Source organism: Azospirillum fermentarium, assembly GCF_025961205.1.
Taxonomy (GTDB): Bacteria; Pseudomonadota; Alphaproteobacteria; order Azospirillales; family Azospirillaceae; genus Azospirillum; species Azospirillum fermentarium.
In genome coordinates, this window is record NZ_JAOQNH010000001.1 from 373,173 (window position 1) to 395,635 (window position 22,463).

Below are 22,463 nucleotides of genomic sequence, written 5' to 3' on the forward strand. Positions count from 1 at the left end.
CCGGTCTCCACCGAAGGTTCAATGGCGCCGGCCCCGGGCCCCCCTTTATGATGAGGCCCGAAACGGGGGGAGACGGGGGACATGGCCTTGAAATGGCGGGTGGTGGCGCTGTTCGCCCTGTTCACCCTGCTGTCCATGGCAACCGGCGCGGCGGTGCTGGTGGCGAACGCCCGCGCCGCGGTGCGGGCGGAAATGGACTCGGCCCTGACGCTGGCCCGCGCGGTGGCCGGGGCCGGGGTGCCGGCCGACGCCCTGGCCGGGCTGGGCCTGCGCCACATCCGCGTGACCGCTCCCGACGGCCCGCCCGCCGCCTTCATGCCCCCGCCCGCGGGCGAGGAACAGGCGCCGGCATGGTTCGCCGCCCTGATCGGGGTGGAGCCGCAGGAACACCGCCTGCCCACCATGACCCTGACCGCCGAGCCGTGGGACGAGATCGCCGAGGTGTGGGAGGATCTGACCAGCCTGGGCCTTGCGGCGGCGGGGCTGTCCGCCGTGCTGCTGGTGCTGGCCGCGTGGGCCGCCGGGCGGGCGCTGCGCCCGCTGGTCCTGTTCGAACGGGGGCTGGACCGGCTGCGCGCGGGGGATTTCGCCGCCCCGCCCGGCGCCGCGTTCCTGACCGGGGGCGGGGCGCCGGAACTGGCGCGCATCGGCGGGCGCATCGCCGCCCTGGCCGACAGCCTGCGCCGGGCCGACGCCGAGAACCGCCGCCTCGGCCGCCAGCTCGTGCAGGTGCAGGATCGCGAACGGCGGGAGCTGGCCCGCGAGATCCATGACGAGCTGGGCGCCACCCTGTTCAGCCTGAAGATCGACATCACCGCCCTGCGCACCGCGGCCTCGACGCCGGAGGCGGCGGAACGGGCACGATCCGCCCTGGCCGCGGTGGAGGAGCTGCACCGGCTGAGCCGCCGCATCCTGACCCGCCTGCGCCCCGAGGTGCTGGATCACCTGCCGCTCAGCGAGGTGCTGCGGGAGATGGTGGCGGCGGAACAGCGCCGCCAGCCGGCCGTCGCCTGGGACTTCACCGCCGAAGGCGACATCGACGGGCTGGAGGAGCCGGCCCGCCTGACCGTCTACCGCCTGATCCAGGAGGGGATGACCAACGCGCTGCGCCACGCCGCCCCCTCGCGCATCGCCGTCGGCATCCGCCGCCGCGAGCCGGAGGGGGTGGAGGTCACCGTCCGCGACGACGGGACCGGCGTGGAAACGGACAAGGAAAAGGGTGCGGGATTGGGGCTGTCGGGCATGGCCGAGCGGGTGCACGCGCTGGGCGGGCGCCTGACCGTGGCGGACGAACCCGGCGGCGGCACCGGGCTGCGCGCCATCATTCCGGTTTCCCCCGCCGCACCGGAACGGCTATCCTGCGCATCATGAACGCCGCCGCCATCGCCGATACCGCCACCCGTACCGTCCTTCTGGTGGACGACCACCCCATCGTCCGCGACGGCTGCCGGCGGCTGCTGGCCGGCTCCTTCCGCGTGCTGGAGGCCGAGTCGGCGGAAACGGCCCTGGACCTCTACACCGCCGGACGGCCCGACGTGGTGATCCTCGACCTCAACCTGCCCGGCATGGGCGGGCTGGAGGCGGTGCGGCGCCTGCGCGACGGCGACCCCGGCGCGCGGATCCTGATCTTCAGCATGTACGACGACCCGCTGTTCGCCGCCCGCGCGCTGCAGGCCGGCGCCAAGGGCTACATCACCAAGAACGACGCGCCCGAGGCGCTGATGACCGCCATCGGCACGGTGCTGGACGGGGGCGTCTATCTCAACCACACCATGGCGCGGGAACTGGCGGTGATGAGCTACGCGCCCCGCGGCAACCCGCTGCAGACCCTGACCCCGCGGGAGCTGGAGATCCTGACCCTGCTGGGCCGCGGGCTGGCCATGGCCGACATCGCCCAGTCGCTGGGCATCAGCCACAAGACGGTCTACAACCTCTGCACCCAGATCAAGGACAAGCTGGGGGCCAAGAGCACGCGGGATCTCATCCGCATCTCCATTGAGCACCATCTGCCGGGGTGAGGGAGAAAGGGGCTCAATCGACCTTTTCGTTGGGATAGGCGCCCCAGAATTCGCTCTGGGCCAGCCAGCCGCGGTATCCCTGGATGTCCACCTGGCACCAGCCGTTCAGGCATTTCTTCAGCGCCCCGATCACGCCGGGCTTGGCGCGGGCCACGACGGCGGAGGCTTGCGACGGTTCCTCGCGCAGGGTGCGCACCTCGCCGGTGATCACCGCGCCGCGGCGGCCCGACAGCATGCTCTGGTGGACCCAGCCCTCGCTGCCCTCCCAGTCGCGGATGCGGCGCCAGGTGTCGAACTCCTGGGTGATCTCCACCGGCATGTCCTTGCGGGTGAACACCCATTCGATGGGATAGCGCGAGCCGGGGCCGGTGCGCACGTTCACCTCGTTGGAGCGCAAGGTGACGAAGCGCGGCACCGGCAGGCCCGAGGTCTTGGGCCCCACCCCTTCGTTCGCCAGCGCCACCGGGGCCGGAACCGCCGCGGCGACGATCAGCCCCAGCAACAGGGCCAGCACCGGCGAAACGGGCAAAGAGCGCGGCAGGGGCGGCATCGGCGGTCCTCGTGTCCGGGGGAAACGGTATCCGGTTTGCAGGGGTGCGTCCGCGGCACTATAGTAAGCCCCCCTTACCCCCGGCAACCCTGGACAGCCGGGCTGATGATTGGTATGGCAAAATCCATGCGGACCGGGGCCGGGGGAACGATCGCCCGGTGTCGTGACAGACGCCCCGGTATTGAGACAGGGAGCAGGCGCTCGATGCCCGACAAGAAGAAGCCGCTGGTGGTGGTCACGCGCAAGCTGCCGGACCCGATCGAAACCCGGATGATGGAGCTGTTCGACACCCGGCTGAACGCCGACGACACGCCCATGTCCCATGACGAGCTGGTGGAGGCCGTGGCCACCGCCGACGTCCTGGTCCCCACCGTCACCGACCGCATCGACCGCGGCGTGATCGACGCGGCGGGGCCGCGGCTGAAGCTGATCGCCTCGTTCGGCACCGGGGTCGATCACATCGACCACAAGGCGGCGCGCGAACGCGGCATCACCGTCACCAACACCCCCGGCGTCCTGACCGAGGACACCGCCGACATGACCATGGCCCTGATCCTGGCCGTGGCCCGCCGCCTGACCGAGGGCGAACGGCTGGTGCGGTCCGGCGAATGGAAGGGCTGGGGCCCCACCACCATGCTGGGCGCCCGGCTGTCGGGCAAACGGCTGGGCATCCTGGGCATGGGCCGCATCGGCTCCGCACTGGCCCGCCGCGCCCGCGCGTTCGGCATGTCGATCCACTACCACAACCGCCGCCGCGTGCATCCCGACCTGGAAAACGAGCTGGAAGCCACGTACTGGGAAAGCCTGGACCAGATGCTGGCCCGCATGGACGTGGTGTCCATCAACTGTCCCCACACCCCGGCCACCTTCCACCTGCTGTCGGAACGGCGGCTGAAGCTGATGCGCCCGTCGTGCTTCATCGTCAACACCGCCCGCGGCGAGGTGATCGACGAGGGCGCGCTGACCCGCCTGCTGATCCAGGGCAACATCGGCGGTGCCGGGCTGGACGTGTTCGAGCACGAACCGGCGGTCAACCCGAAGCTTCTGAAGCTGGACAACGTGGTGCTGCTGCCACACATGGGATCGGCCACCATGGAGGGCCGCATCGACATGGGCGAGAAGGTCATCATCAACATCAAGACCTTCGTGGACGGCCACGCCCCGCCCGACCGCGTGATCGAAACCCTGCTCTGATCCAGAACGTGTCAGGGGGCGGGGGCGGCCCCCTGACGCGCTCCGGCCGTTCCGGAGACCGTGTGATGGCCGATGTCCGCCCCCTCAGAACCGAAAGCTTCGGGACTCGCCATCGGCACCGGGCACCCGCCCCTAACCCGGATGCGGCATAGGGTCTTCCCCCCGCGCGCTTGACCGGTTCGGGGACCGGGCGCAGACTCCACAGGACATAAAGGATCGGATCTCAAGGACGCTCACGCGGCGGGGAGGTAACCCATGGCCCACAACGAGCTTCAGGCGATCATGTCCATTCTCACCACCGAGGATCGCCACCACGGCACCGCCGCCGGGCCGCCGCCCGTGGTCACCGTGTCCCGCGATCACGGGGCCGGCGGCGAGGCCATCGCCGCCGCCCTGGCCGAACGGCTGGGGGTGCGCTGCTACGACCGCGATATTCTGGACCGGGTGGTGGCGTCGGCCACCAGCGACCCGGCGCTGATGCGCGTGCTGGACGAACGCGCCCCCGAACACAGCGGCATGTTCCTCTACACCACCCTGTTGGGACGGGACGACCCGGTGCCGGAATACCAGCGCCTGCTGACACGGGTCATCCACGGCATCGCCGCCCACGGCGGGGTGATCCTGGGGCGGGGGGCGCATCTGCTGCTGCGCGGCGAGGCTGCCTTCCGCGTGTGCATCGTCGGGAGCGAGGGCGCCTGCGCCCGCCGTCTGGCCGGCGGCAACGAGGCCGCGGCGACGGCCCTGCGGGACGAGGTGCGGGCGGTGAACGCGCGGCGCACCGCCTATCTGCGCGACCTGTTCAAGGTCGAGCGGGACGACCCCCGCCATTACGACCTGACGCTCAACACCGACCGGGCCGGCGATCCGGCCACCGTGGCGGCGGTGATCGACGCGGCGCGCACGGCGATGCCGCACAAAGCCTGAAAAAACACCGGACCCAAACGGCAACCGCCGCCGTGGATGTCCCACGGCGGCGGCGGCCGGCAACCGAAAGGGAAGCGTCGATCTTAGTGGATGGTTTCGCCGTGCAGGGCGAGATCCAGGCCGTCGCGTTCCACGTCCTCATCCACACGCAGGCCGATCACCAGATCGATCACCTTCAGGATGATGGCCGAGCCCACGGCGGAATAGACCAGGGTGGCGACGATGCCATAGATCTGGGTGATGACCTGGCCGGCGTTGCCTTCCAGCAGACCGGCGGTGCCGCCGATGGACTGCTGGGCGAAGACACCGGTCAGAACGGCGCCGATGATGCCGCCCACGCCGTGCACGCCGAAGGCGTCCAGGCTGTCGTCATAGCCCAGCATCTTCTTGAGCGACGTGGCCGACCAGAAGCAGAACACGCCGGCGACCAGACCGATGACCAGCGCACCCATGGGGCCGACGAAGCCCGACGCCGGGGTGATGGCGACCAGACCAGCGACCGCGCCGGAGATGATGCCCAGGACCGAGGGCTTGCCCTTGACGATCCATTCGGCGAACAGCCAGCCCATGGCGGCGGTGGCGGAGGCGATCTGGGTGACCAGCATGGCCATGCCCGCACGGCCGTCGGCGGCGAGCGCCGAACCGGCGTTGAAGCCGAACCAGCCAACCCACAGCATCGAGGCGCCGATCAGCGACAGCACCAGATTGTGCGGGGCGAAGTTCTCGTTGGGATAGCCCTTGCGCTTGCCCAGGATCAGGGCCGCGACCAGACCGGCCACACCGGCGTTGATGTGCACCACGGTGCCGCCGGCATAGTCCAGCACGCCGTCACCGGCCAGATAGCCGCCCGGACCCCAGACCCAGTGGGTGATCGGGGCATAGATCACGACCGACCAGATGCCCATGAACACCAGCATGGCCGAGAACTTCATACGGTCGGCGAAGGCACCGGTGATCAGCGCCGGGGTGATGATGGCGAACGTCATCTGGAAGGTGACGAACACCGTTTCCGGGATGGTGCCCGACAGGCTGTCCTTGCCGATGCCGGCCAGGAACGCCTTGGACAGGCCGCCGAAGTACGGGGTGCCTTCGGTGAAGGCGATGCTGTAGCCGACGGCGAACCACAGGATGGTGATCAGGCAGGTGATGGCGAAGCTCTGCATCACCGTCGCCAGCACGTTCATCTTGCGGACCATGCCGCCGTAGAACAGGGCCAGACCGGGGATGGTCATGAACAGGACCAGCACCGTGGACACCAGTACCCACGCGGTGTCACCGCTGCTCAGCGCCGGGGCCGCCGGCGCTGCGGCCGCCGCCGCGTCCTGAGCCAGGGCAGCGGCAGGCAGACCGGCCACGCCCAGAACAGCCGCCGCGGCCGTGGCCGCGCGAAGGGACAGTCGGTTCATCGAGGCTCCTCATATCAACAGGTTGCTCCCGCCCCGGACCCTGCCGGCGGAGGGCCGGGTCGGGCGGGGCCAGTGTCGGTCCCTTCTGTAGCAAGAGTGATGCCAAAGCTTTTGCCGCGGGAATCGGCACCTCGCCGAACGGGCTAAGCCTCCGGCAAGAGCCTCAAAGCCGAGTCGTTTTGCTGATTTTGCCTATTTTTTGCCCACATTTCGCACCTGCAACAGGATCGCAATCTGAGGAGATTCAATATCTAAACCCTGTTTCGCCTGACTACGAACGGGTGTGGACCCACCCCGTCCCGGCCATATGGTCAAAAAATAGGCATGCAACCTTCGGCCTAGGAGGCAGTGCCGCATACGCACAGCGTCCGATGAATACGAATGCCGCCCCATGGCATGGGCGGCGGATTTGTGGCACCGTTCCACCGGAAGGCCCAAGGATAAGCCCGGCAGCGCACAAGCCGGGTGAACGAACAGGAAGGATCACCCGCCTCATGCTCGATACACGGGATTTGCGGCACGCCCCCCGGCGCGCCGTCGCTCTGGTTCTGGCCGGCGGCCGTGGCAGCCGGCTGAAGCAGCTCACCGACCGGCGGGCCAAGCCGGCGGTCTATTTCGGCGGCAAGTTCCGCATCATCGACTTCGCCCTGTCCAACTGCATCAATTCGGGCTTCCGCCGCATCGGCGTGCTGACACAGTACAAGTCGCACAGCCTGCTGCGCCACCTGCAGCGCGGCTGGAACTTCTTCCGCGGTGAAGTGAACGAGTTCTGCGACCTTCTGCCCGCCCAGCAGCGCATCAGCGAAACCGCGTGGTACCAGGGCACGGCGGATGCGGTGTACCAGAACCTGGACATCCTGCGCGGCCACGGGCCGGAATACGTGCTGATCCTGGCCGGCGACCATGTTTACAAGATGGACTACGGCGTCCTGCTGGAGGATCACATCGCCCGCAAGGCCGACATGACCGTGGCCTGCATGGAAGTGCCGCGGATGGAGGCCACCGGCTTCGGCGTCATGCATGTGGACGGCGAAGGCCGGGTGATCGACTTCGTGGAAAAGCCCGCCGACCCGCCGTGCGTGCCGGGCAAGCCCGACATGGCGCTGGCCAGCATGGGCATCTACGTCTTCAACGCCGAGTTCCTCTATGACCAGTTGGAGCGGGATTTCAACGATCCCAATTCCAGCCGCGACTTCGGCAAGGACATCATCCCCTATCTGGTGCCGCGGGCCCGCGTGATCGCCCACGACTTCGCCCGCTCGTCCATCGCGGACGCGCCGGGGCAGGCGCCCTACTGGCGCGACGTGGGCACCATCGACGCCTATTGGGAGGCCAACATCGACCTGACCCGCGTCACCCCGTCGCTGAACATGTACAACCGCGACTGGCCCATCTTCACCTATCAGGAACAGCTTCCGCCGGCGAAGTTCGTGTTCGACGACGATGACCGCCGCGGCATGGCGGTGGACAGCCTGGTGTCGGGGGGCTGCATCATCTCCGGCTCCAGCGTGCGCCGGTCGCTGCTGTTCTCGTCGGTGCGGGTCAATTCCTACGCCGAGCTCAGCGAATGCGTGGTGCTGCCCGAATGCGACATCGGGCGCCACGCCCGGCTGACCCGCGTGGTGGTGGACCATGGGGTGGAAATCCCCGAGGGGCTGGTGGTGGGCGAAGACCCCGCGCTGGACGCCCAGCGCTTCTACCGCAGTGAGAACGGCATCTGCCTCATCACCCGCGACATGATCCAGAAGCTCCAGCCGACCGGCGGCACCGCCGGGGAGACCGCCTGACCGCCATGCGCATCCTGTTCGTGACCTCCGAATGCTACCCCCTGGTGAAAACCGGGGGGCTGGCCGATGTCAGCGCCGCCCTGCCCCCGGCGCTCGCCCGCGCCGGCGCCGACGTGCGCCTGCTGCTGCCGGGTTATCCCGCGGTGCTGAAGGGCTTGAGCGATCTGGCCCCGGTCGGCGATCCCATCCCCGACCTGCCCGGCATGGCCGGGGCGGCACCGCGGATGCTGCTGGGCCGCATGCCCGACGGCACCCCGGCCTATGCGCTCGACGCACCGGCCCTGTTCGGCCGGCCCGGCAACCCCTACATGGGGCCGGACGGGCGCGACTGGCCCGACAACGCCCAGCGCTTCGCCGCCTTGGCGTGGGCGGCGGCGGCCTTCACGGCGCCCGCCGGGCTGGACCCGTGGTGGCGCCCCGACGTGCTGCACGCCCACGACTGGCAGGCGGGGCTGGTGCCGGCGTACCTGCGCCTGCGCCCCGACCGCTTCGGCGGCGAGCGGCGGCCCGGCACGGTGCTGACCATCCACAACATCGCCTATCAGGGGCAATTCCCGCCGTGGACCATGGGGGACATCCACCTGCCCTCCTCCGCCTACGCCATCGACGGGGTGGAGTATTACGGCAGCGTCGGCTACCTGAAGGCCGGATGCTATTACGCCGACCGCCTGACCACGGTCAGCCCGACCTACTCCCAGGAAATCCAGACCGACGAGCAGGGGGCCGGGCTGGAAGGGCTGCTGTCGGTGCGCGCCGACCGGCTGTCGGGCATCCTGAACGGGGTGGATTACGGGGTGTGGGATCCCGCCCGCGACCCGCTGCTGCCCGCCCCCTATTCCGCCGGGGACATGGGCGGCAAGGCGGTGTGCAAGACCGCCCTGCAGGAGGCGTTCGGGCTGGAACGCGCCGCCGCCCGCCCGCTGGCCGCGGTGGTCAGCCGGCTGACCTGGCACAAGGGCCTGGATCTGGTGCTGGAGGCGGCGGGCGGCTGGGTGGCCGCCGGCGGCCAGCTTGCGGTTCTGGGCACCGGCGAGCCGTGGATGGAGCAGGGATTCCGCCAATTGGCCGCGTGGCACCCCGGATCGGTGGGCGTGCGCATCGGCTATGACGAGGGGCTGTCCCACCGGCTCCAGGCCGGGGCCGACCTGCTGCTGGTGCCGTCGCGGTCGGAGCCGTGCGGGCTGACCCAGCTCTATGCCCTGAAATACGGCACGCTGCCGCTGGTGCGCCGCACGGGCGGGCTGGCCGACACGGTGATCGACGCCACCCCGGCGGCGGTCAACGACGGGGCGGCCACCGGCTTCAGCTTTGGTGCCGCCACGGTGCGGGAGATCGCGTTCTGCCTGCGCCGGGCGCTGGCGCTGTACCGCCGCCCCGACCGCTGGCAGGTCATCGCCCGCCACGCCATGACCCGCGATTTCGGCTGGGAAGCCCCGGCGCGGGAATACCTGGAGCTGTACCGCGCCGCCCAGACCGATGCGGCCTAGCCATGCGGCGCCATAGGGGGGCGGCGCGGCGGAAGGGTCACGCCGGACGGGGCGGGGGGCGGCGCACGGCGTACCCCGCCACCGTCCCTCTGTCCGTATTGTCCGCCGTATTGACAGAACCCCCCTGGCGGCCCACGCTTCTTTCATACACCGCGATGGAATTGGGGATTTGGGGACGGATGGGGCACAGGCAGGATCGGCGATACCCATGCTGACCGTCCACGCCACATGCGTTCTGCTGGTTCTGCCGCGGGAACGGGGGGACGCGCTGACGGCCGGGGTGCTGCTGCGCGGCCCGTCCGGCAGCGGGAAATCCGATCTTGCCCTGCGGCTGATCGACGAAGGAGCGCGACTCGTGGCCGACGACCGGGTGGTTCTGCGCGACGGCGGCGGGGTGCCGGGCCGGGTTCTGGCCTCGGCACCGCCTGCGCTGGCCGGCTTGCTGGAGGTGCGCGGGGTGGGCATCGCCGCCCTGCCCGCCGTGGCCGAGGTGCCGGTGGCTCTGGTGGCCGATCTGGTGCCGCGCGCCCGTGTGGAGCGGCTGCCGGACGAGGGCGGCACCGCCGACCTGCTGGGACACCGCGTGGCGCGGCTGGATCTCGACCCGTTCGACGCCTCGGCGCCGGCCAAGCTGCGGCTGGCGGCCCGGGCGCTGCCGACGCTTGGCTCCGTTCCCATCCGTCCCGTGTTTTGATGATGCCGGTTCGATCATGACCCCCGTGCCCATCCCCCCATCCCCCCGTCCCGCCACCGGCCCGTCCGCCGGTGCCACGGACCCGCGCCGGCGGGTTCTGCTGGTCACCGGCCTGTCCGGGGCCGGCATGTCGGTGGCGCTGAAGGCGCTGGAGGATCTGGGCTATGAATCGGTGGACAACCTGCGGCTCTCGCTGGTGCCGGCCCTGGTGCAGCAGGTGGAAAGCGGCAACCGCCCGCTGGCCATCGTCATCGACAGCCGCACGCGCGATTTCTCCTCCGACGCCTTTCTGGACCAGTTGGAGGGGCTGCGCCGCCGCCCCGACCTGAACGTCACGCTGCTGTTCCTGGAATGCAGCGACGAGGTGCTGCAGCGCCGCTTCACCGAAACCCGCCGCCGGCATCCGCTGGCGCTCGACCGCCCGGTGCCCGACGGCATCCAGCGCGAACGCGCGCTGCTGGCGCCCTTGCGCGACACGGCGGACCTGTCCATCGACACCACGGCGCTGTCGATCCACGACCTGCGCCGGCAATTGTCGGGGCATTTCGCGCTGAATGCCGAACCGGGGCTCTTGGTGTCCGTGCTGTCGTTCTCGTTCCGGCTGGGGCTGCCGCGCGAAGCGGATCTGGTGTTCGACGTGCGGTTCCTGACCAACCCGCACTGGGATCCGGCGCTGCGCCCGCTGACCGGCCAGGACGAGGCGGTGGCCCGCCGCGTGGCCTCGGACCCCGATTTTCCGGCTTTTTTCACCAATTTGACGGGCTTGTTGCAGCCGCTGTTGCCACGCTACAACCAAGAAGGCAAAAGCTACCTCACCATTGCGGTAGGCTGCACCGGGGGACGTCACCGTTCCGTCTATGTGGCCGAACGTCTGGCCGCGTGGCTGCGGGAGGTGGGGGTCAAGACCGGCCTCAGCCACCGCGACCTTGAACGGCACAGCCCGCGCCCCGGCTGACACCGAGGGGCGCAACAGGCAGACCCGGTACCGCCGGGTTGGGGTTCTTTGGATATAAGGACGCGCGATGATCGGTTTGGTTCTTGTCACCCATGGCCGCTTGGCGGAAGAGTTCATCGCCGCCCTGGAGCATGTCGTGGGCGAGCAGGCGCAGGTCCGTGCCGTGTGCATCGGGCCGGACGACGATATGGAACAGCGCCGGCACGACATCCTGAATTCGGTGGCCGCGGTCGATGACGGCGCCGGGGTGGTGGTGCTGACCGACATGTTCGGCGGCACCCCGTCGAATCTCGCCATCTCCATCATGGACAAGGCGAAGGTGGAGGTGATCGCGGGCGTCAACCTGCCCATGCTGATCAAGCTGGCCAGCGTGCGCAAGCAGGAGAGCACGACCCTGGTCAGCGCCGTGACCGCGGCGCGCGACGCCGGGCAAAAATACATCAACGTCGCTTCCTCCCTCCTGTCCGACGTCTGACCCGCGCACCACATAAGAGCGGCGCATCCCCCATCGGCCCCCAACCGGCCCTCCAGAACGGTCCGGCCCAAGACACCAGCGGAAACCGCCCCATGAGCATCGGCCATTCCCCCGCCTCCGCCGCCGGAGACGGGCAGACCCTTTCCCGGACCCTGACCATCGCCAACCAGCGCGGCCTGCATGCCCGCGCGGCGGCGAAGTTCGTCAAGCTGGCCGGCACCTTCACCAGCGAGGTGGAGGTCCGCCGCGGCGACACCACCGTGTCGGGCGTCTCCATCATGGGGCTGATGATGCTGGCCGCCGGCATCGGCTCCACCATCAACGTCAGCGCCAGCGGCCCCGACGCCGCCGACGCCATCGCCGCCCTGGCCGATCTGGTAAACCGCAAGTTCGATGAAGAATGAGCGTCCCTGCATCCCCGGCCGCGTGCTGCGCGGGCTGGGGGTGTCGCCCGGCATTGCCATCGGCCCCGTCCATCTGGTGGAAAGCGGGGCCGTGCGCGTGCCCGAATACCCCATCCAGCCCGACGGGACCGAGGCGGAGGTCACCCGCTTCCAGGAAGCCGCGGGCAAGGCCCGGCGCCAGCTCCGCAAGCTGAAGACCAAGGCCGCCACCCTGCCCGAAGCGGCGTCGGAAGAGATCGGCATCCTGCTGGACGCCCACACGGCGATGGTCACCAACTCCCGCCTGACCCGCGGGGTGGAACAGCGCATCCGCACCCAGGGCATCAACGCCGAGGCGGCGGTGCAGGCGGAAATCGCCACCATCGCCCAGACCTTCGCCGCCATGGACGACGCCTATCTGGCCGCGCGCATCGCCGACGTGCGCGAGGTGGGGCGCCGGCTGATCCGCAACCTGATGCAGCACGACTACAAGGCGTTCGCCATGCTGCCGGCGGGCACCGTGGTGCTGGCCGAGGAGCTGACGCCCGCCGACACAGCGCTCCTGGACCCCCGGCGGGTGGCCGGCATCGCCACCGTGCTGGGCGGGGCCGAGGGGCACACGGCGATCATGGCCCGCTCGCTGGGCCTGCCCGCCGTGCTGGGGGTGGCCGGGCTGCTGACCGGCGTGCGCAACGGCACCATGGTGGTGGTGGACGGCATCAACGGCCGCGTGGTCATCGACCCGCCCGCCGACGTGCTGGAGGAATTCCGCCACCGCCAGATGGAGCAGGAGCAGGAGCGCGAACAGCTCAAGGCGCTGAAGCGCCTGCCCGCCGTCACCCGCGACGGCACCGCCATCGTGCTGAACGCCAACCTGGAGCTTCCCCGCGACCTGGAGAACGCGCTGAACGTGGGCGTGGAGGGGATCGGGCTGCTGCGCACCGAATTCCTGTTCATGAACCGCGACGACCTGCCCGACGAGGACGAGCAGTACAAGGCGCTGCGCACCATCGTGGAGGGCATGGACGGGCGCACCGTCACCGCCCGCACCATGGACGTCGGCGGCGAGAAGCTGGCCGGCTGGATGCAGGGCCGCTACGGCGAGCCGGCCAATCCGGCGCTGGGCCTGCGCGCCATCCGCCTGGGCCTGCGGGAACCGAAGCTGTTGGAAACCCAGCTTGCAGCCATGCTGCGGGCCGGCGCCCACGGCCCCTTGCGCATCCTGCTGCCGATGATTTCCAGCGTGGCGGAGGTGCAGACGGTGCGCGAGATGATCGCCACCATCGCCCGGCGCCTGCGCCGGCGGGGGGTCAAGATCGCCGATCCCCTGCCGCCCGTGGGCGTGATGGTGGAGGTGCCGGGGGCCGCGCTGTCGGCGGACGCGCTCAGCCACGTGTCCGACTTCTTCGCCATCGGCACCAACGACCTGACCCAGTACACGCTGGCCATCGACCGCGGCGACGAGCAGGTGGCTTCCCTCTACGACCCGCTGCACCCGGCGGTTCTGCGGCTGATCCAGTTCACGGTGGAGGCGGGCCTGCGCGCCCGCATCCCGGTGTCGGTGTGCGGCGAGATCGCCGGCGACCCGCGCTATACGGCGCTGCTGCTGGGGCTGGGGGTGCGGGAGTTGTCCATGTCGTCCAACAGCGTGCCGGTGGTGAAGCGGCGCCTGCGGGCCATGGACCTGATCGCCGCCTGCCGCCGCGCCCGCGTCATCATGGACCAGTCCGACAGCGGCCGCATCGCCACCCTGCTGGACGATTTCAACGCCACGGCGTGAACGGCCAAAGCGCACCACCCTACCCTTAGAATAAGTGGAAAAAAACCGCCCGGCGACGTATAGCTTTAAGCCTTCGGCCCTTCGGCCGAAAGTGGTCAGACAGTTGATCGGAAAGAGTAAGCGCCATGGTGGAGGTTTGGACCCCGAAAAGCTGGAGAATGAAGCCGGTGAAGCAGTTGCCGGCCTATCCCGATCCGGCCAAGGTTGATGCCGTCGTCGAACGTCTCGGCTCCTATCCGCCGCTCGTCTTTGCGGGCGAGGCCCGGCGGCTGAAGGCCGCCCTGGCCGATGCGGTGGACGGCAACGCCTTTCTGCTGCAAGGCGGCGACTGCGCCGAAAGCTTTGCGGAGTTCCATCCCAACAACATCCGCGACACCTTCCGCGTGCTCTTGCAGATGGCCGTGGTGCTGACCTTCGGCGCCGCCATTCCGGTGATCAAGGTCGGACGCATGGCGGGCCAGTTCGCCAAGCCGCGCTCGGCCGACACCGAGGTCATCGACGGCCGGGAGTACCCCAGCTACCGCGGCGACATCATCAACGGGTTCGAGGCCACCGATGCCTCGCGCATCCCCGATCCCGAACGGATGATGCAGTCCTACACCCAAGCGGCGGCGACGCTGAACCTGCTGCGCGCCTTCGCCCAGGGCGGCTATGCCGACCTGCACAAGGTGCACCAGTGGACGCTGGATTTCGTCAAGAACAGCCCCCAGGGCGAGCGGTTCCAGGATCTGGCCAACCGGCTGGACGAGGCGCTGGGCTTCATGGCCGCCTGCGGCATCACGGCGGAGACCACGCCGCAGATCCGCGAGACGGACTTCTTCACCAGCCACGAAGCGCTGCTGCTGCCGTGGGAAGAGGCGCTGACCCGCCGCGACAGCACCACCGGCGACTGGTACGACGTGTCGGCCCACATGCTGTGGATCGGCGACCGCACCCGTCAGGTGGACGGCGCGCACGTGGAATTCCTCAAGGGCGTCAAGAACCCGCTGGGGCTGAAGTGCGGCCCGTCGCTGGACCCCGACGACCTGATCCGCCTGATCGACACGCTGAACCCGGAGAACGAGGCGGGCCGGCTGACGCTGATCGTGCGCATGGGGGCCGACAAGGCGGCGGAAAAGCTTCCCCCCCTGCTGCGCAAGGTCAAGGCCGAGGGGCGCAAGGTGGTGTGGTCGTCCGACCCCATGCACGGCAACACCATCAAGTCCGCCAGCGGCTACAAGACCCGGCCCGTGGACCGCATCCTGGCCGAGGCGAAGATCTTCTTCGCCGTGCATCAGGCCGAAGGCACCCACCCCGGCGGCGTGCATTTCGAGCTGACCGGCCGTGACGTCACCGAGTGCATCGGCGGCGCCCAGGCCATCGAGGACGGCGACCTGCGCGACCGTTACCACACCGCCTGCGACCCCCGCCTGAACGGGGCGCAGTCGCTGGAACTGGCGTTCCTGCTGGCCGACGAGCTGAAGCGGGCGCGGGTCCAGCGCGAGGCGGAACGGCGTGCCGCGGTGGCGGTGGCGGCGGAGTAACCCGGACCAGCCGGCCCCCCATCCGCCCGGACGCAAACGTTCAAGGGTGGGGGGCCGGGTCCAACAACCGGCACGCATCATGACCAAGACCAAGCCCACCACCCCCCATCCCGCCGCCGCCCACCCTGCGAGCGCGTCGGTGCCCGACTGGACCGACACCTATTTCCGCCGCACCAAGGAAACGGTGGGGAAATTCGGTGACCGCACCGTCACCTATGCCGTGTTCATGCGCCGCCCGGTGGTGTCCGCCCCGCGGCTGGCCATCGACTGGCTGAACGCGGTGATGGCCGAACGGGGGGCCGAGGTGTCGGTTACCCTGAACTTCCCCGAAGGCAAATGGGTGGGGGCCGGCGAGCCGATGGTGTACATCACCGGCTCGTTCTATCACCTCGTCGATCTGGAAACGCTGTTCCTGATGAAGCTGGGGCCGGCCTGCGTGGCGGCCTACAACGCCTTCACCATGTGCGCCGATCTGCCCAAGGTGGCCTTCCTGGCCATGGACGCCCGCCACTGCGCCGGCACCGAAATGGCGGAGATGATGGCCTATGCCGCCTCCGTCGGGTCGGAGCGGGCGCGGCGCAAGGTGGGGGCCAAGGGCTTCGTCGGCAACGCCACCGACGCCACCGCCCATTATTTCGGGTGTGGCCGGGGCCAGGGCACCATGCCCCACGCCCTGATCGGCTACGCCGGGTCCACCGTGCGGGCGGCGGAGATGTTCCACGAGACCTTCCCCGACCAGCCGCTGACGGTTCTGGTGGATTATTTCGGGCGCGAGATCACCGACAGCCTGGAGGTTTGCCGCCGTTTCCCCGACCTGGCGGCGTCGGGCCGGCTGGCCATCCGTCTGGACACGCCGGGCGGGCGCTTCGTCGAGGGGCTGGACCCGCCGGGATCGTACGCGGTGCTGGAACGCCATGCCCCCCACGCCATCCGCGGCTACCGCGACGAAACCCAGCTTCGCTACCTGATCGGTACCGGCGTGTCGGCGGCGGCCATCCACTGGATGCGCGAAACGCTGGACGAGGCCGGATTCGCGGCGGTGAAGATCGTGGCGTCGTCGGGCTTCGGCCCGGCCAAGTGCCGGCTGATGGCCGACGCCAACGCGCCGGTAGACATCATCGGCACCGGCAGCTACCTGCCCGAACGCTGGACCGAGACCTATGCCACCGCCGACATCATCGAATACGACGGCGAGCGCCGGGTGAAGGTGGGCCGCGAGTTCCTGTTCCGCCGCTGAGGCGGGACGGTTTTCCGAACACGGACAAAGGGCCGGGACGGCGACGTCCCGGCCCTTTTCTGTCCTCACCCCGCCCACGCCAGCCGGACGGCGAAGCCGATCAGCAGCAGGGCGAAGACCCAGCGCTGCGCCGCCAGCGCCGCCGGGTACCGGGCCAGCCAGCGGCCCAGCGCGCCGCCGGCACAGGCGTACACCACGTCGAAAGCCGCCCCCAGCGCCACCAGAACCAGCCCCAGCACCGCGAACTGCGCCGGCACGTTCCCCGCCCCGGTATCGATGAACTGGGGCAGCAGGACCGAGCAGAACAGCAGCGCCTTGGGGTTGGAGATGTTGGTCACCAGCCCCCGCATCACCGCCGCCATGGCCGAGGGGGCCGCCACCGCGGCGTCCGCGCCCGGGGGCAGCAGCGACGGCGCCCGCAGAATGGCGATGCCCAGCCAGACCAGATAGGCGGCCCCGGCCAGCCGCACCGCCTCGAACAGCACCGGGGCGGCGTGCAGCAGGGCCGCCAGCCCCAGGGCGGCCAAAGCCACATGCACGCCGCGGGACAGGGCCAGCCCGGCGGCGGTCAGCAGGGCGGTGTTGCGCCCGCGCACCGCCCCGGTTTGCAGCACCAGCACCATGTCCGGCCCCGGCACCAGATAAGCCACGGCCAGCGCGCCCATGAACATGGTCATCCCCGACAGCTCGATTCCGGTCATGGCGTTTCCCCCCGTTTGTGCGATGGGGCACGGTAATCCGGCGGGGCAGGGCATGTCCTTGCGAAGACAGCCACACAGAGCCATGATCCTGGCAGATTCTGCCAAGAAGAATTCTGATAGGGGCCGATAATGCCAAAATCAAAATTGGATGCCATCGACTGGCGCATCCTGTCGGCGCTGCAGCAGGACGGCCGGCTCAGCAACGTGGAACTGGCGGAGCGGGTGGGGCTGTCGCCGTCGCCCTGCCTGCGGCGGGTGCGGATGCTGGAGGACGCGGGGGTGATCCAGGGCTATCACGCCACCCTGGACCGGGCCGGCGTCGGGCTGGGGCTGACGGTGTTCGTGGGCGTGAAGGTGGAGCGGCATCAGGACGCCATGGCCACCGCCTTCCGCACCGCCGTCCAGACGTTGCCGGAGGTGGTGACCTGCCATCTGGTATCGGGGGAAACCGATTTCCTGCTGCAGGTGGTGGTGCCCGATCTGGCGGGGTACGAGCGGTTCCTGGTCGATACCCTGCTGAAGATTCCGGGGATCAGCGACATCCGCAGCAACTTCGCCATCCAGACGGTCAAGGCCCAAGGGGCGCTGCCGCTGGGCCACCTGCGGGCGGGGGATGGCGCCTAAACGTCCACCACCATCACGTGGGGCCGCGGGTCGGGGTGGATGCCGAGCAGCAGGTGCAGGTACACCGCCACCTTGCGCGCCCGTTCGGTGTGCAGCGCCAGACAATCGTGCATCTGGCGGGTCAGGCGGGCGTTCTCCAGCACCTCGTCGGGGGTCAGGTGAGAACCATCGGCCACCGCAAGCCCGACGATGCCGTCGTGGTCCACCTCCAGCGCCGGGTCGGCCAGCAACGCCTGGGCCAGCGACTCGTCCTCAACGTCGCTGGCCGGCGGGATGGCGGGCGGAAGGGCGCCGGGCAACGGGTGGCGCTCCAACCGGGCGCGCGGGGCCGCCGGGTGCGGCGGATGGGAGGCGATCTGGCGGGCCTGGGCGTGCGCCTGGGCGGCGGCGGTCAGGTTGGTGCGCAGGTTGTCCTTGATCCGCGTCTTCTGCCCCGGCGACAGGGCCTCGATATCGTCGATTTCCTCGAACAGCAGGTCGTAAAGCCGGCGCCGCAGCGGATTCGGCGGCTTGGCGTCGCGGCGGTCGGGATGCTGGTCCTGCGGTGGGTGCTCGCGGTCGTGACGGCGGTCCCGGTGGGGGTGGTCGGTGGCCGACCCGGCGCGGTCCACGCCCAAGGTGGGCCGGACCAGCCGTTCGGAGCGGCCAATGAAGGAGTCGGGCATGACAGGCGGCTCCTTTCACGCGAAAGGATGTCCAACAGGGACATCATACCACAAAGATGGAGCGGTACCCCCCGGTTGCGTAGTGCACCGAAAGCCCCGTTGCCGGTCCCGGATGGTCATATACCCCATCGGGCACAAAAAACCGGGCCTTTCCCGTGGGGAAAGGCCCGGCAGCGTTTTGACCCGTTCAGACCCGGTTCCAGACCTCAGTCGGCGGCTTCCGACACCGGCACCGCGCGGCGGTTCGGGCGGCCCCAGTGGATTTCCGGGAACACGTTGATCATGGAGGTGATCAGCGCCGCCATATAGGGCAGCGACTGCACGATCAGCAGGCCCGCCCACATGAAGGCATCGCGGTTCTCGCGCCCGAACACCAGCACGATGGCCAGCGCCGCCAGCCACAGGCAGGTCAACAGGGCGATTTCCTCCCGCGCCATCAGGAACGCCTGCATCAGCGCCGGCTGGTTCTCGCACTTGGGCGTGCGGACGAACGGACGGCCCGAGGTGAACATGCCCAGCCACATGGCCCGGCCCACCGTGTGCGTCAGGGCCATGCCGGCCACCGCCGCCCCCACCTTGTCCCAGAAGCCGCAGCGCACGCGCGCCTCATAAAGCCACAGGCTGGCGCCGACCTTGAAGGCGAAGACGCTGAGCGTGGGGATCATGAAGGCGTTGGGCGGGAACTCGAAGTACTTCGGGAACAGCAGCAGCCCCAGCGACCACACGATGCCGGCAACGCCGAACACCATGTGGGCGGCATCCGCGAACCACGGCAGCCAGCCGGTGATGAAGTGGTATTTCTGCCCGATGGTCAGCTTCTTGGCGCCCGGCGCCAGTTCGCGCCAGTGGTGCTTGAGGATCTGCACCGCGCCATAGGCCCAGCGGAAGCGCTGCGTCTTGTAGGCGGAGAAGCTGTCGGGCACCAGACCCTTGCCGTAGCTCTCCGGCATATAGACCGCCTCGTACCCCGCCTCGAACAGGCGCAGGCCCAGTTCGGCGTCCTCGGTGATGCACCATTCGCCCCACCGGCCCTCGCCCTTCAGCGCCGCCTTGCGGATGATGGTCATGGTGCCGTGCTGGATGATGGCGTTGCGCTCGTTGCGCTGGATCATGCCGATGTGGAAGAAGCCGGCGTATTCCCAGTTGATCATGCGCTGGAACAGGTTGCCGGCCCATTCGCGGTAATCCTGCGGCGACTGGACGAATCCCACCTCGGGACGGGCGAAGTGCGGGATGGTCGCCTTCAGCCAGTCGGGGTGGACCTGATAGTCGCTGTCGATCACCGCGATGTGCTCGGCGTCGGGGGCGGTCACCGACAGGCCGTAGTTGAGCGCGCCCGCCTTGTAGCCCGGCCAGTTGTCCAGGTGGAAGAAGCGGAACTTGTCGCCCAGCATCCGGCAATAGGCCTCCACCGGCTTCCACACCTCGGGATCCTTGGTGTTGTTGTCCAGCAGCAGCACTTCATAGTTGGGGTAGTCGAGCCGGGCCAGCGCGTCCAGCGTCTGCATCACCATGTGCGGCGGCTCGTTGTAGCACGGCACGTGGATCGACACCTTGGGCGCGTCGGGGGCCGGGGACGCCTGGCACGGCTGGAAGCGGCGGCGGAACTTGTCCTGCCACACCACCTCGGTCAGTTCCAGCCCGTCGATCAGCATCACCGCCAGCAGCACGAGCTGGCAGAAGATCAGCACGCCCCAGGCGATTTCGGTGGTGGTCGCCAGACCCGCGGCGGATGCCGCCGTCACCGTGAACACCAGGACCGAGGCCACCGCCTGGATCAGCCCGCCGTAGAAGAGCTGGCCGCCGATCTTCAGGTCGTTGCGCCGCCACAGGAAGAACACCATGGGCAGGAAGCCCAGCGCGATGGAGGTCGCGCACATCACCGGCCAGTTCTTGGTTTCCAGGACCGAGCCGGTCATGGGGAACTTCGGCACCCGCCACGCGTCCCACAGGCCCCACGAGGTGCCGGCGGTCCCTTCGATCTCGCGCTTCCACGGCTGGTCGAAGGCTTCCATGATGAAGTAGTCGAGCCGGTTCTGCGCCGCCACGTTCAGGAAGTTGCGGATGAACTTGGCCTGATTGACCTGGCTGGCCTCGGCCCCGCGGCGCCACGGCCCGTCCGACGGCCAGCCGATTTCGGAGATGACGATGTGCTTGTTGGGGTACTTGGTCTTCAGCTCGTTGTAGCGGAACATGGCGTAATCGACCGCCTGGTCCACCGGAACCCCTTCCCAATAGGGCAGAAGGTGCACGGCCATGAAGTCCACGGCGTCCACCAGCTCGGGGTGCTGCAGCCACACGTGCCACGGTTCCGCGGTGGATACCGGCACGTTGACCATCTTCTTGACGCGCTTGATGTAGTCGATGGCCTGCGGCACCGTGATGTCGGCGCGCAGGATCGCCTCGTTGCCCACCAGCACGCGGCGCACGTTGGGGTATGTCCGGGCCAGCTTGATCAGGCCGGCGATTTCCGGCTCGTCGATGTCGGGCTTGCCCTGCACCCAGGCGCCGGCGGTGACCGGAATGCCCAGGCGGCGCGCCGCCGCCGGAACCTGTTCCGACCCGTCGGTGGTGGAATAGATACGCACCCCGCGGACGGCACCCTCGATGGCGGCCAGATCCTTTTCGATGTCCGCCTGGGACGGGCGGTCACGCCGGGTCGGGCTCTTGTCGGGGTGGAAGGGGGTGTAGCCGACGCCGGCGATCACGCCGGCCCATGGCCGCTCGGCAACGGGGCGGTTCCACAGCGCCCAGGCCCCGACATTGCCGAGTATGACCAGTATCAGAACCGCAATCGCTGATTTGCGCATGGATATCCGCTTTCCCACACCTCGTCACCCGGAACCGCTCGGCCGTTCCGGCATCCACTCCGCGCCGCGCAGCCCGCGGACAGGGTTTACCGCGGCCATGCCGCCCCTGCCAACGTTCCGCCCCGAACCCGGCGCTGCTCTGGTTGCTTGGCTTTGTCTCTGGGTGACCCTGCCCGCGGCCTTTTGGTACGAACAACCCCTGGAAATGCGTCTCTTGACTGGAAACGAGTCTCTTGAAGGGATGGTCCGCCGCCCGACACCGGGCCGCCATACCCGAACGGTCACCCTAGATCGTCCGGCATATTCTATACAGATTCACCCGCACCGCAACCGTCGCTGCCTGAACGAACAGGGCCTTGCGGGGATTATTCCACACCACTCCAGAAGGGAAGCACCCATGTCCCCAGCGCATACGGACCCGGCACCCGAATCCGCCCCCGCCCCGTTCCACCTGCACGAGCGGCTGGCCGCCGACACGCTGTTCGTGGCCGACCTGGGGCTGAGCCGCCTGCTGCTGATGAACAACCGGGTGTGGCCGTGGCTGATCCTGGTGCCGCAGCGCAGCGGCGCGCGGGAATTCCACGACCTGACCTTCGGCGACCGCGGTGTCCTGATGGAGGAGATCTCCGCCCTTTCCGCCGTGCTGGCCGCCGTCGCCAAGGCCGACAAGATCAACGTGGGCATGCTGGGCAACATGGTGCCCCAGCTTCACATCCACGTCATCGCCCGCCATGCCGGCGACCCGGCGTGGCCCGGCCCGGTGTGGGGATCGGGCCGGGCCGAGCCTTATGACGGGGATCAGGCACAGGCCCTCATCGCGGCGGTGACGGCAAGGCTGTAGTACCCCGCCTGGAACCGCAACGCCCCAGCCCGGCTGCGTGTTGATAGCGGTATCAGACATCAACGGCCCGTCAGAAAGGACAAGGACCATGATCGACAAGGACCGCATCAAGGGCGCCGCCAAGGAAGTCGCCGGGCAGGTGCAGAAGGAAACCGGCAAGCTGACCGGTGACCGCGAGATGCAAGCCCGCGGCGAGGCCCGCAAGACCGAGGGCAAGATCGACAAGGCCGCCGGCCACGTGAAGGAGGTTCTGCGCGGCGACAAATAAGCCGTCCGCGCCGTGGAAAAAAGGGGAGGCCGGGCGCCTCCCCTTTTTCTTGCATCCAACAGTATAAGACCAAAGAGACGGTTCAAACATACCCCCTCCTCAGCCATATGCGTTGACGGCGTTGCCCCGTCTGATATCATT

At 69.0% G+C, this 22,463-nt stretch carries 21 protein-coding genes; 16 read left to right on the forward strand and 5 right to left on the reverse strand.

From position 1 onward, the window contains the following. Nucleotides 1-81: 81 nt before the first annotated feature. A complete protein-coding gene (locus M2352_RS01860; protein ID WP_264662814.1) occupies nucleotides 82-1,371 on the forward strand; it encodes an ATP-binding protein in 1,290 nt (429 codons plus the stop codon). Beyond that, nucleotides 1,368-2,018: a response regulator gene (locus tag M2352_RS01865; RefSeq protein ID WP_264662815.1), complete on the forward strand. Its 651-nt coding sequence runs from the start codon at nucleotides 1,368-1,370 to the stop codon at nucleotides 2,016-2,018. The genes M2352_RS01860 and M2352_RS01865 overlap by 4 nt, the downstream gene beginning before the upstream one ends. A gap of 13 nt (nucleotides 2,019-2,031) precedes the next feature. On the opposite strand, the gene M2352_RS01870 is transcribed toward M2352_RS01865, so the two are convergent. After that, complete coding sequence (locus M2352_RS01870) at nucleotides 2,032-2,568, reverse strand: SH3 domain-containing protein (RefSeq protein WP_264662816.1); 537 nt, start codon at nucleotides 2,566-2,568, stop codon at nucleotides 2,032-2,034. Nucleotides 2,569-2,772: 204 nt separating this feature from the next. Between M2352_RS01870 and M2352_RS01875 the strand changes: the two genes are divergently transcribed. Together M2352_RS01875 and M2352_RS01880 are read left to right on the forward strand one after the other, a co-directional pair. Then, the gene (locus M2352_RS01875) at nucleotides 2,773-3,762 is read left to right on the forward strand and encodes a 2-hydroxyacid dehydrogenase (protein ID WP_264662817.1); all 990 of its coding nucleotides are present in this window, start codon (nucleotides 2,773-2,775) and stop codon (nucleotides 3,760-3,762) included. A gap of 255 nt (nucleotides 3,763-4,017) precedes the next feature. Then, nucleotides 4,018-4,686, forward strand: coding sequence for a cytidylate kinase-like family protein (locus M2352_RS01880; protein ID WP_264662818.1), 669 nt, complete (start codon nucleotides 4,018-4,020; stop codon nucleotides 4,684-4,686). An 83-nt stretch (nucleotides 4,687-4,769) separates the two neighbouring features. On the opposite strand, the gene M2352_RS01885 is transcribed toward M2352_RS01880, so the two are convergent. Further along, a complete protein-coding gene (locus M2352_RS01885; RefSeq protein WP_264662819.1) occupies nucleotides 4,770-6,092 on the reverse strand; it encodes an ammonium transporter in 1,323 nt (440 codons plus the stop codon). A gap of 494 nt (nucleotides 6,093-6,586) precedes the next feature. Between M2352_RS01885 and glgC the strand changes: the two genes are divergently transcribed. The 9 genes from glgC (at nucleotide 6,587) to M2352_RS01930 (ending at nucleotide 16,413) form a co-directional block, all read left to right on the forward strand. After that, a complete protein-coding gene (glgC, locus tag M2352_RS01890; protein ID WP_264662820.1) occupies nucleotides 6,587-7,879 on the forward strand; it encodes a glucose-1-phosphate adenylyltransferase in 1,293 nt (430 codons plus the stop codon). Between the two features lie 5 nt (nucleotides 7,880-7,884). After that, the gene (glgA, locus tag M2352_RS01895; RefSeq protein ID WP_264662821.1) at nucleotides 7,885-9,366 is read left to right on the forward strand and encodes a glycogen synthase GlgA; all 1,482 of its coding nucleotides are present in this window, start codon (nucleotides 7,885-7,887) and stop codon (nucleotides 9,364-9,366) included. Between the two features lie 208 nt (nucleotides 9,367-9,574). Then, nucleotides 9,575-10,060 carry an HPr kinase/phosphorylase gene (locus tag M2352_RS01900; protein ID WP_264662822.1) on the forward strand — a complete coding sequence of 162 codons (486 nt, stop codon included), beginning with the start codon at nucleotides 9,575-9,577 and terminating at the stop codon, nucleotides 10,058-10,060. A gap of 16 nt (nucleotides 10,061-10,076) precedes the next feature. Further along, nucleotides 10,077-11,015: an RNase adapter RapZ gene (gene rapZ, locus M2352_RS01905; RefSeq protein WP_264662823.1), complete on the forward strand. Its 939-nt coding sequence runs from the start codon at nucleotides 10,077-10,079 to the stop codon at nucleotides 11,013-11,015. A 67-nt stretch (nucleotides 11,016-11,082) separates the two neighbouring features. After that, entirely contained in the window at nucleotides 11,083-11,490 is a 408-nt protein-coding gene (locus M2352_RS01910) for a PTS sugar transporter subunit IIA (protein WP_264662824.1), read from the forward strand. Between the two features lie 92 nt (nucleotides 11,491-11,582). Continuing rightward, complete coding sequence (locus M2352_RS01915) at nucleotides 11,583-11,894, forward strand: HPr family phosphocarrier protein (RefSeq protein ID WP_264662825.1); 312 nt, start codon at nucleotides 11,583-11,585, stop codon at nucleotides 11,892-11,894. After that, entirely contained in the window at nucleotides 11,884-13,653 is a 1,770-nt protein-coding gene (gene ptsP / locus M2352_RS01920) for a phosphoenolpyruvate--protein phosphotransferase (protein ID WP_264662826.1), read from the forward strand. The genes M2352_RS01915 and ptsP overlap by 11 nt, the downstream gene beginning before the upstream one ends. A gap of 125 nt (nucleotides 13,654-13,778) precedes the next feature. Then, nucleotides 13,779-15,176 (forward strand): class II 3-deoxy-7-phosphoheptulonate synthase, encoded by a 1,398-nt coding sequence (locus tag M2352_RS01925; protein ID WP_264662827.1) that lies wholly within the window; start codon nucleotides 13,779-13,781, stop codon nucleotides 15,174-15,176. A 79-nt stretch (nucleotides 15,177-15,255) separates the two neighbouring features. Further along, nucleotides 15,256-16,413, forward strand: coding sequence for a beta/alpha barrel domain-containing protein (locus M2352_RS01930; protein WP_264662828.1), 1,158 nt, complete (start codon nucleotides 15,256-15,258; stop codon nucleotides 16,411-16,413). 65 nt (nucleotides 16,414-16,478) lie between these two features. Here M2352_RS01930 and M2352_RS01935 read toward each other — a convergent pair whose 3' ends face one another. Then, nucleotides 16,479-17,114: a LysE family translocator gene (locus tag M2352_RS01935; protein WP_264662829.1), complete on the reverse strand. Its 636-nt coding sequence runs from the start codon at nucleotides 17,112-17,114 to the stop codon at nucleotides 16,479-16,481. Nucleotides 17,115-17,243: 129 nt separating this feature from the next. On the opposite strand from M2352_RS01935, the gene M2352_RS01940 reads away from it, so the two are divergent. After that, the gene (locus M2352_RS01940; RefSeq protein ID WP_264662830.1) at nucleotides 17,244-17,738 is read left to right on the forward strand and encodes an Lrp/AsnC family transcriptional regulator; all 495 of its coding nucleotides are present in this window, start codon (nucleotides 17,244-17,246) and stop codon (nucleotides 17,736-17,738) included. On the opposite strand, the gene M2352_RS01945 is transcribed toward M2352_RS01940, so the two are convergent. Both M2352_RS01945 and M2352_RS01950 read right to left on the reverse strand, forming a co-directional pair. After that, nucleotides 17,735-18,403, reverse strand: a complete 669-nt coding sequence (locus M2352_RS01945; protein ID WP_264662831.1) for a hypothetical protein — start codon at nucleotides 18,401-18,403, stop codon at nucleotides 17,735-17,737. The genes M2352_RS01940 and M2352_RS01945 overlap by 4 nt on opposite strands. Before the next feature lie 206 nt (nucleotides 18,404-18,609). Further along, a complete protein-coding gene (locus tag M2352_RS01950) occupies nucleotides 18,610-21,213 on the reverse strand; it encodes a glycosyltransferase (protein ID WP_264662832.1) in 2,604 nt (867 codons plus the stop codon). A gap of 397 nt (nucleotides 21,214-21,610) precedes the next feature. On the opposite strand from M2352_RS01950, the gene M2352_RS01955 reads away from it, so the two are divergent. Together M2352_RS01955 and M2352_RS01960 are read left to right on the forward strand one after the other, a co-directional pair. Further along, on the forward strand, nucleotides 21,611-22,054 hold the full coding sequence (locus tag M2352_RS01955; RefSeq protein ID WP_264662833.1) for an HIT domain-containing protein: 444 nt from the start codon (nucleotides 21,611-21,613) through the stop codon (nucleotides 22,052-22,054). A gap of 88 nt (nucleotides 22,055-22,142) precedes the next feature. After that, entirely contained in the window at nucleotides 22,143-22,322 is a 180-nt protein-coding gene (locus M2352_RS01960) for a CsbD family protein (RefSeq protein ID WP_264662834.1), read from the forward strand. Nucleotides 22,323-22,463 lie beyond the last annotated feature (141 nt).

Coding starts and splice junctions, on each gene's coding strand:
- M2352_RS01860 (WP_264662814.1), top strand. CDS start 82: ATGGCCTTGAAATGGCGGGTGGTGGCGCTGTTCGCCCTGTTCACCCTG.
- M2352_RS01865 (WP_264662815.1), top strand. CDS start 1,368: ATGAACGCCGCCGCCATCGCCGATACCGCCACCCGTACCGTCCTTCTG.
- M2352_RS01870 (WP_264662816.1), bottom strand. CDS start 2,568: ATGCCGCCCCTGCCGCGCTCTTTGCCCGTTTCGCCGGTGCTGGCCCTG.
- M2352_RS01875 (WP_264662817.1), top strand. CDS start 2,773: ATGCCCGACAAGAAGAAGCCGCTGGTGGTGGTCACGCGCAAGCTGCCG.
- M2352_RS01880 (WP_264662818.1), top strand. CDS start 4,018: ATGGCCCACAACGAGCTTCAGGCGATCATGTCCATTCTCACCACCGAG.
- M2352_RS01885 (WP_264662819.1), bottom strand. CDS start 6,092: ATGAACCGACTGTCCCTTCGCGCGGCCACGGCCGCGGCGGCTGTTCTG.
- glgC (WP_264662820.1), top strand. CDS start 6,587: ATGCTCGATACACGGGATTTGCGGCACGCCCCCCGGCGCGCCGTCGCT.
- glgA (WP_264662821.1), top strand. CDS start 7,885: ATGCGCATCCTGTTCGTGACCTCCGAATGCTACCCCCTGGTGAAAACC.
- M2352_RS01900 (WP_264662822.1), top strand. CDS start 9,575: ATGCTGACCGTCCACGCCACATGCGTTCTGCTGGTTCTGCCGCGGGAA.
- rapZ (WP_264662823.1), top strand. CDS start 10,077: ATGACCCCCGTGCCCATCCCCCCATCCCCCCGTCCCGCCACCGGCCCG.
- M2352_RS01910 (WP_264662824.1), top strand. CDS start 11,083: ATGATCGGTTTGGTTCTTGTCACCCATGGCCGCTTGGCGGAAGAGTTC.
- M2352_RS01915 (WP_264662825.1), top strand. CDS start 11,583: ATGAGCATCGGCCATTCCCCCGCCTCCGCCGCCGGAGACGGGCAGACC.
- ptsP (WP_264662826.1), top strand. CDS start 11,884: ATGAAGAATGAGCGTCCCTGCATCCCCGGCCGCGTGCTGCGCGGGCTG.
- M2352_RS01925 (WP_264662827.1), top strand. CDS start 13,779: ATGGTGGAGGTTTGGACCCCGAAAAGCTGGAGAATGAAGCCGGTGAAG.
- M2352_RS01930 (WP_264662828.1), top strand. CDS start 15,256: ATGACCAAGACCAAGCCCACCACCCCCCATCCCGCCGCCGCCCACCCT.
- M2352_RS01935 (WP_264662829.1), bottom strand. CDS start 17,114: ATGACCGGAATCGAGCTGTCGGGGATGACCATGTTCATGGGCGCGCTG.
- M2352_RS01940 (WP_264662830.1), top strand. CDS start 17,244: ATGCCAAAATCAAAATTGGATGCCATCGACTGGCGCATCCTGTCGGCG.
- M2352_RS01945 (WP_264662831.1), bottom strand. CDS start 18,403: ATGCCCGACTCCTTCATTGGCCGCTCCGAACGGCTGGTCCGGCCCACC.
- M2352_RS01950 (WP_264662832.1), bottom strand. CDS start 21,213: ATGCGCAAATCAGCGATTGCGGTTCTGATACTGGTCATACTCGGCAAT.
- M2352_RS01955 (WP_264662833.1), top strand. CDS start 21,611: ATGTCCCCAGCGCATACGGACCCGGCACCCGAATCCGCCCCCGCCCCG.
- M2352_RS01960 (WP_264662834.1), top strand. CDS start 22,143: ATGATCGACAAGGACCGCATCAAGGGCGCCGCCAAGGAAGTCGCCGGG.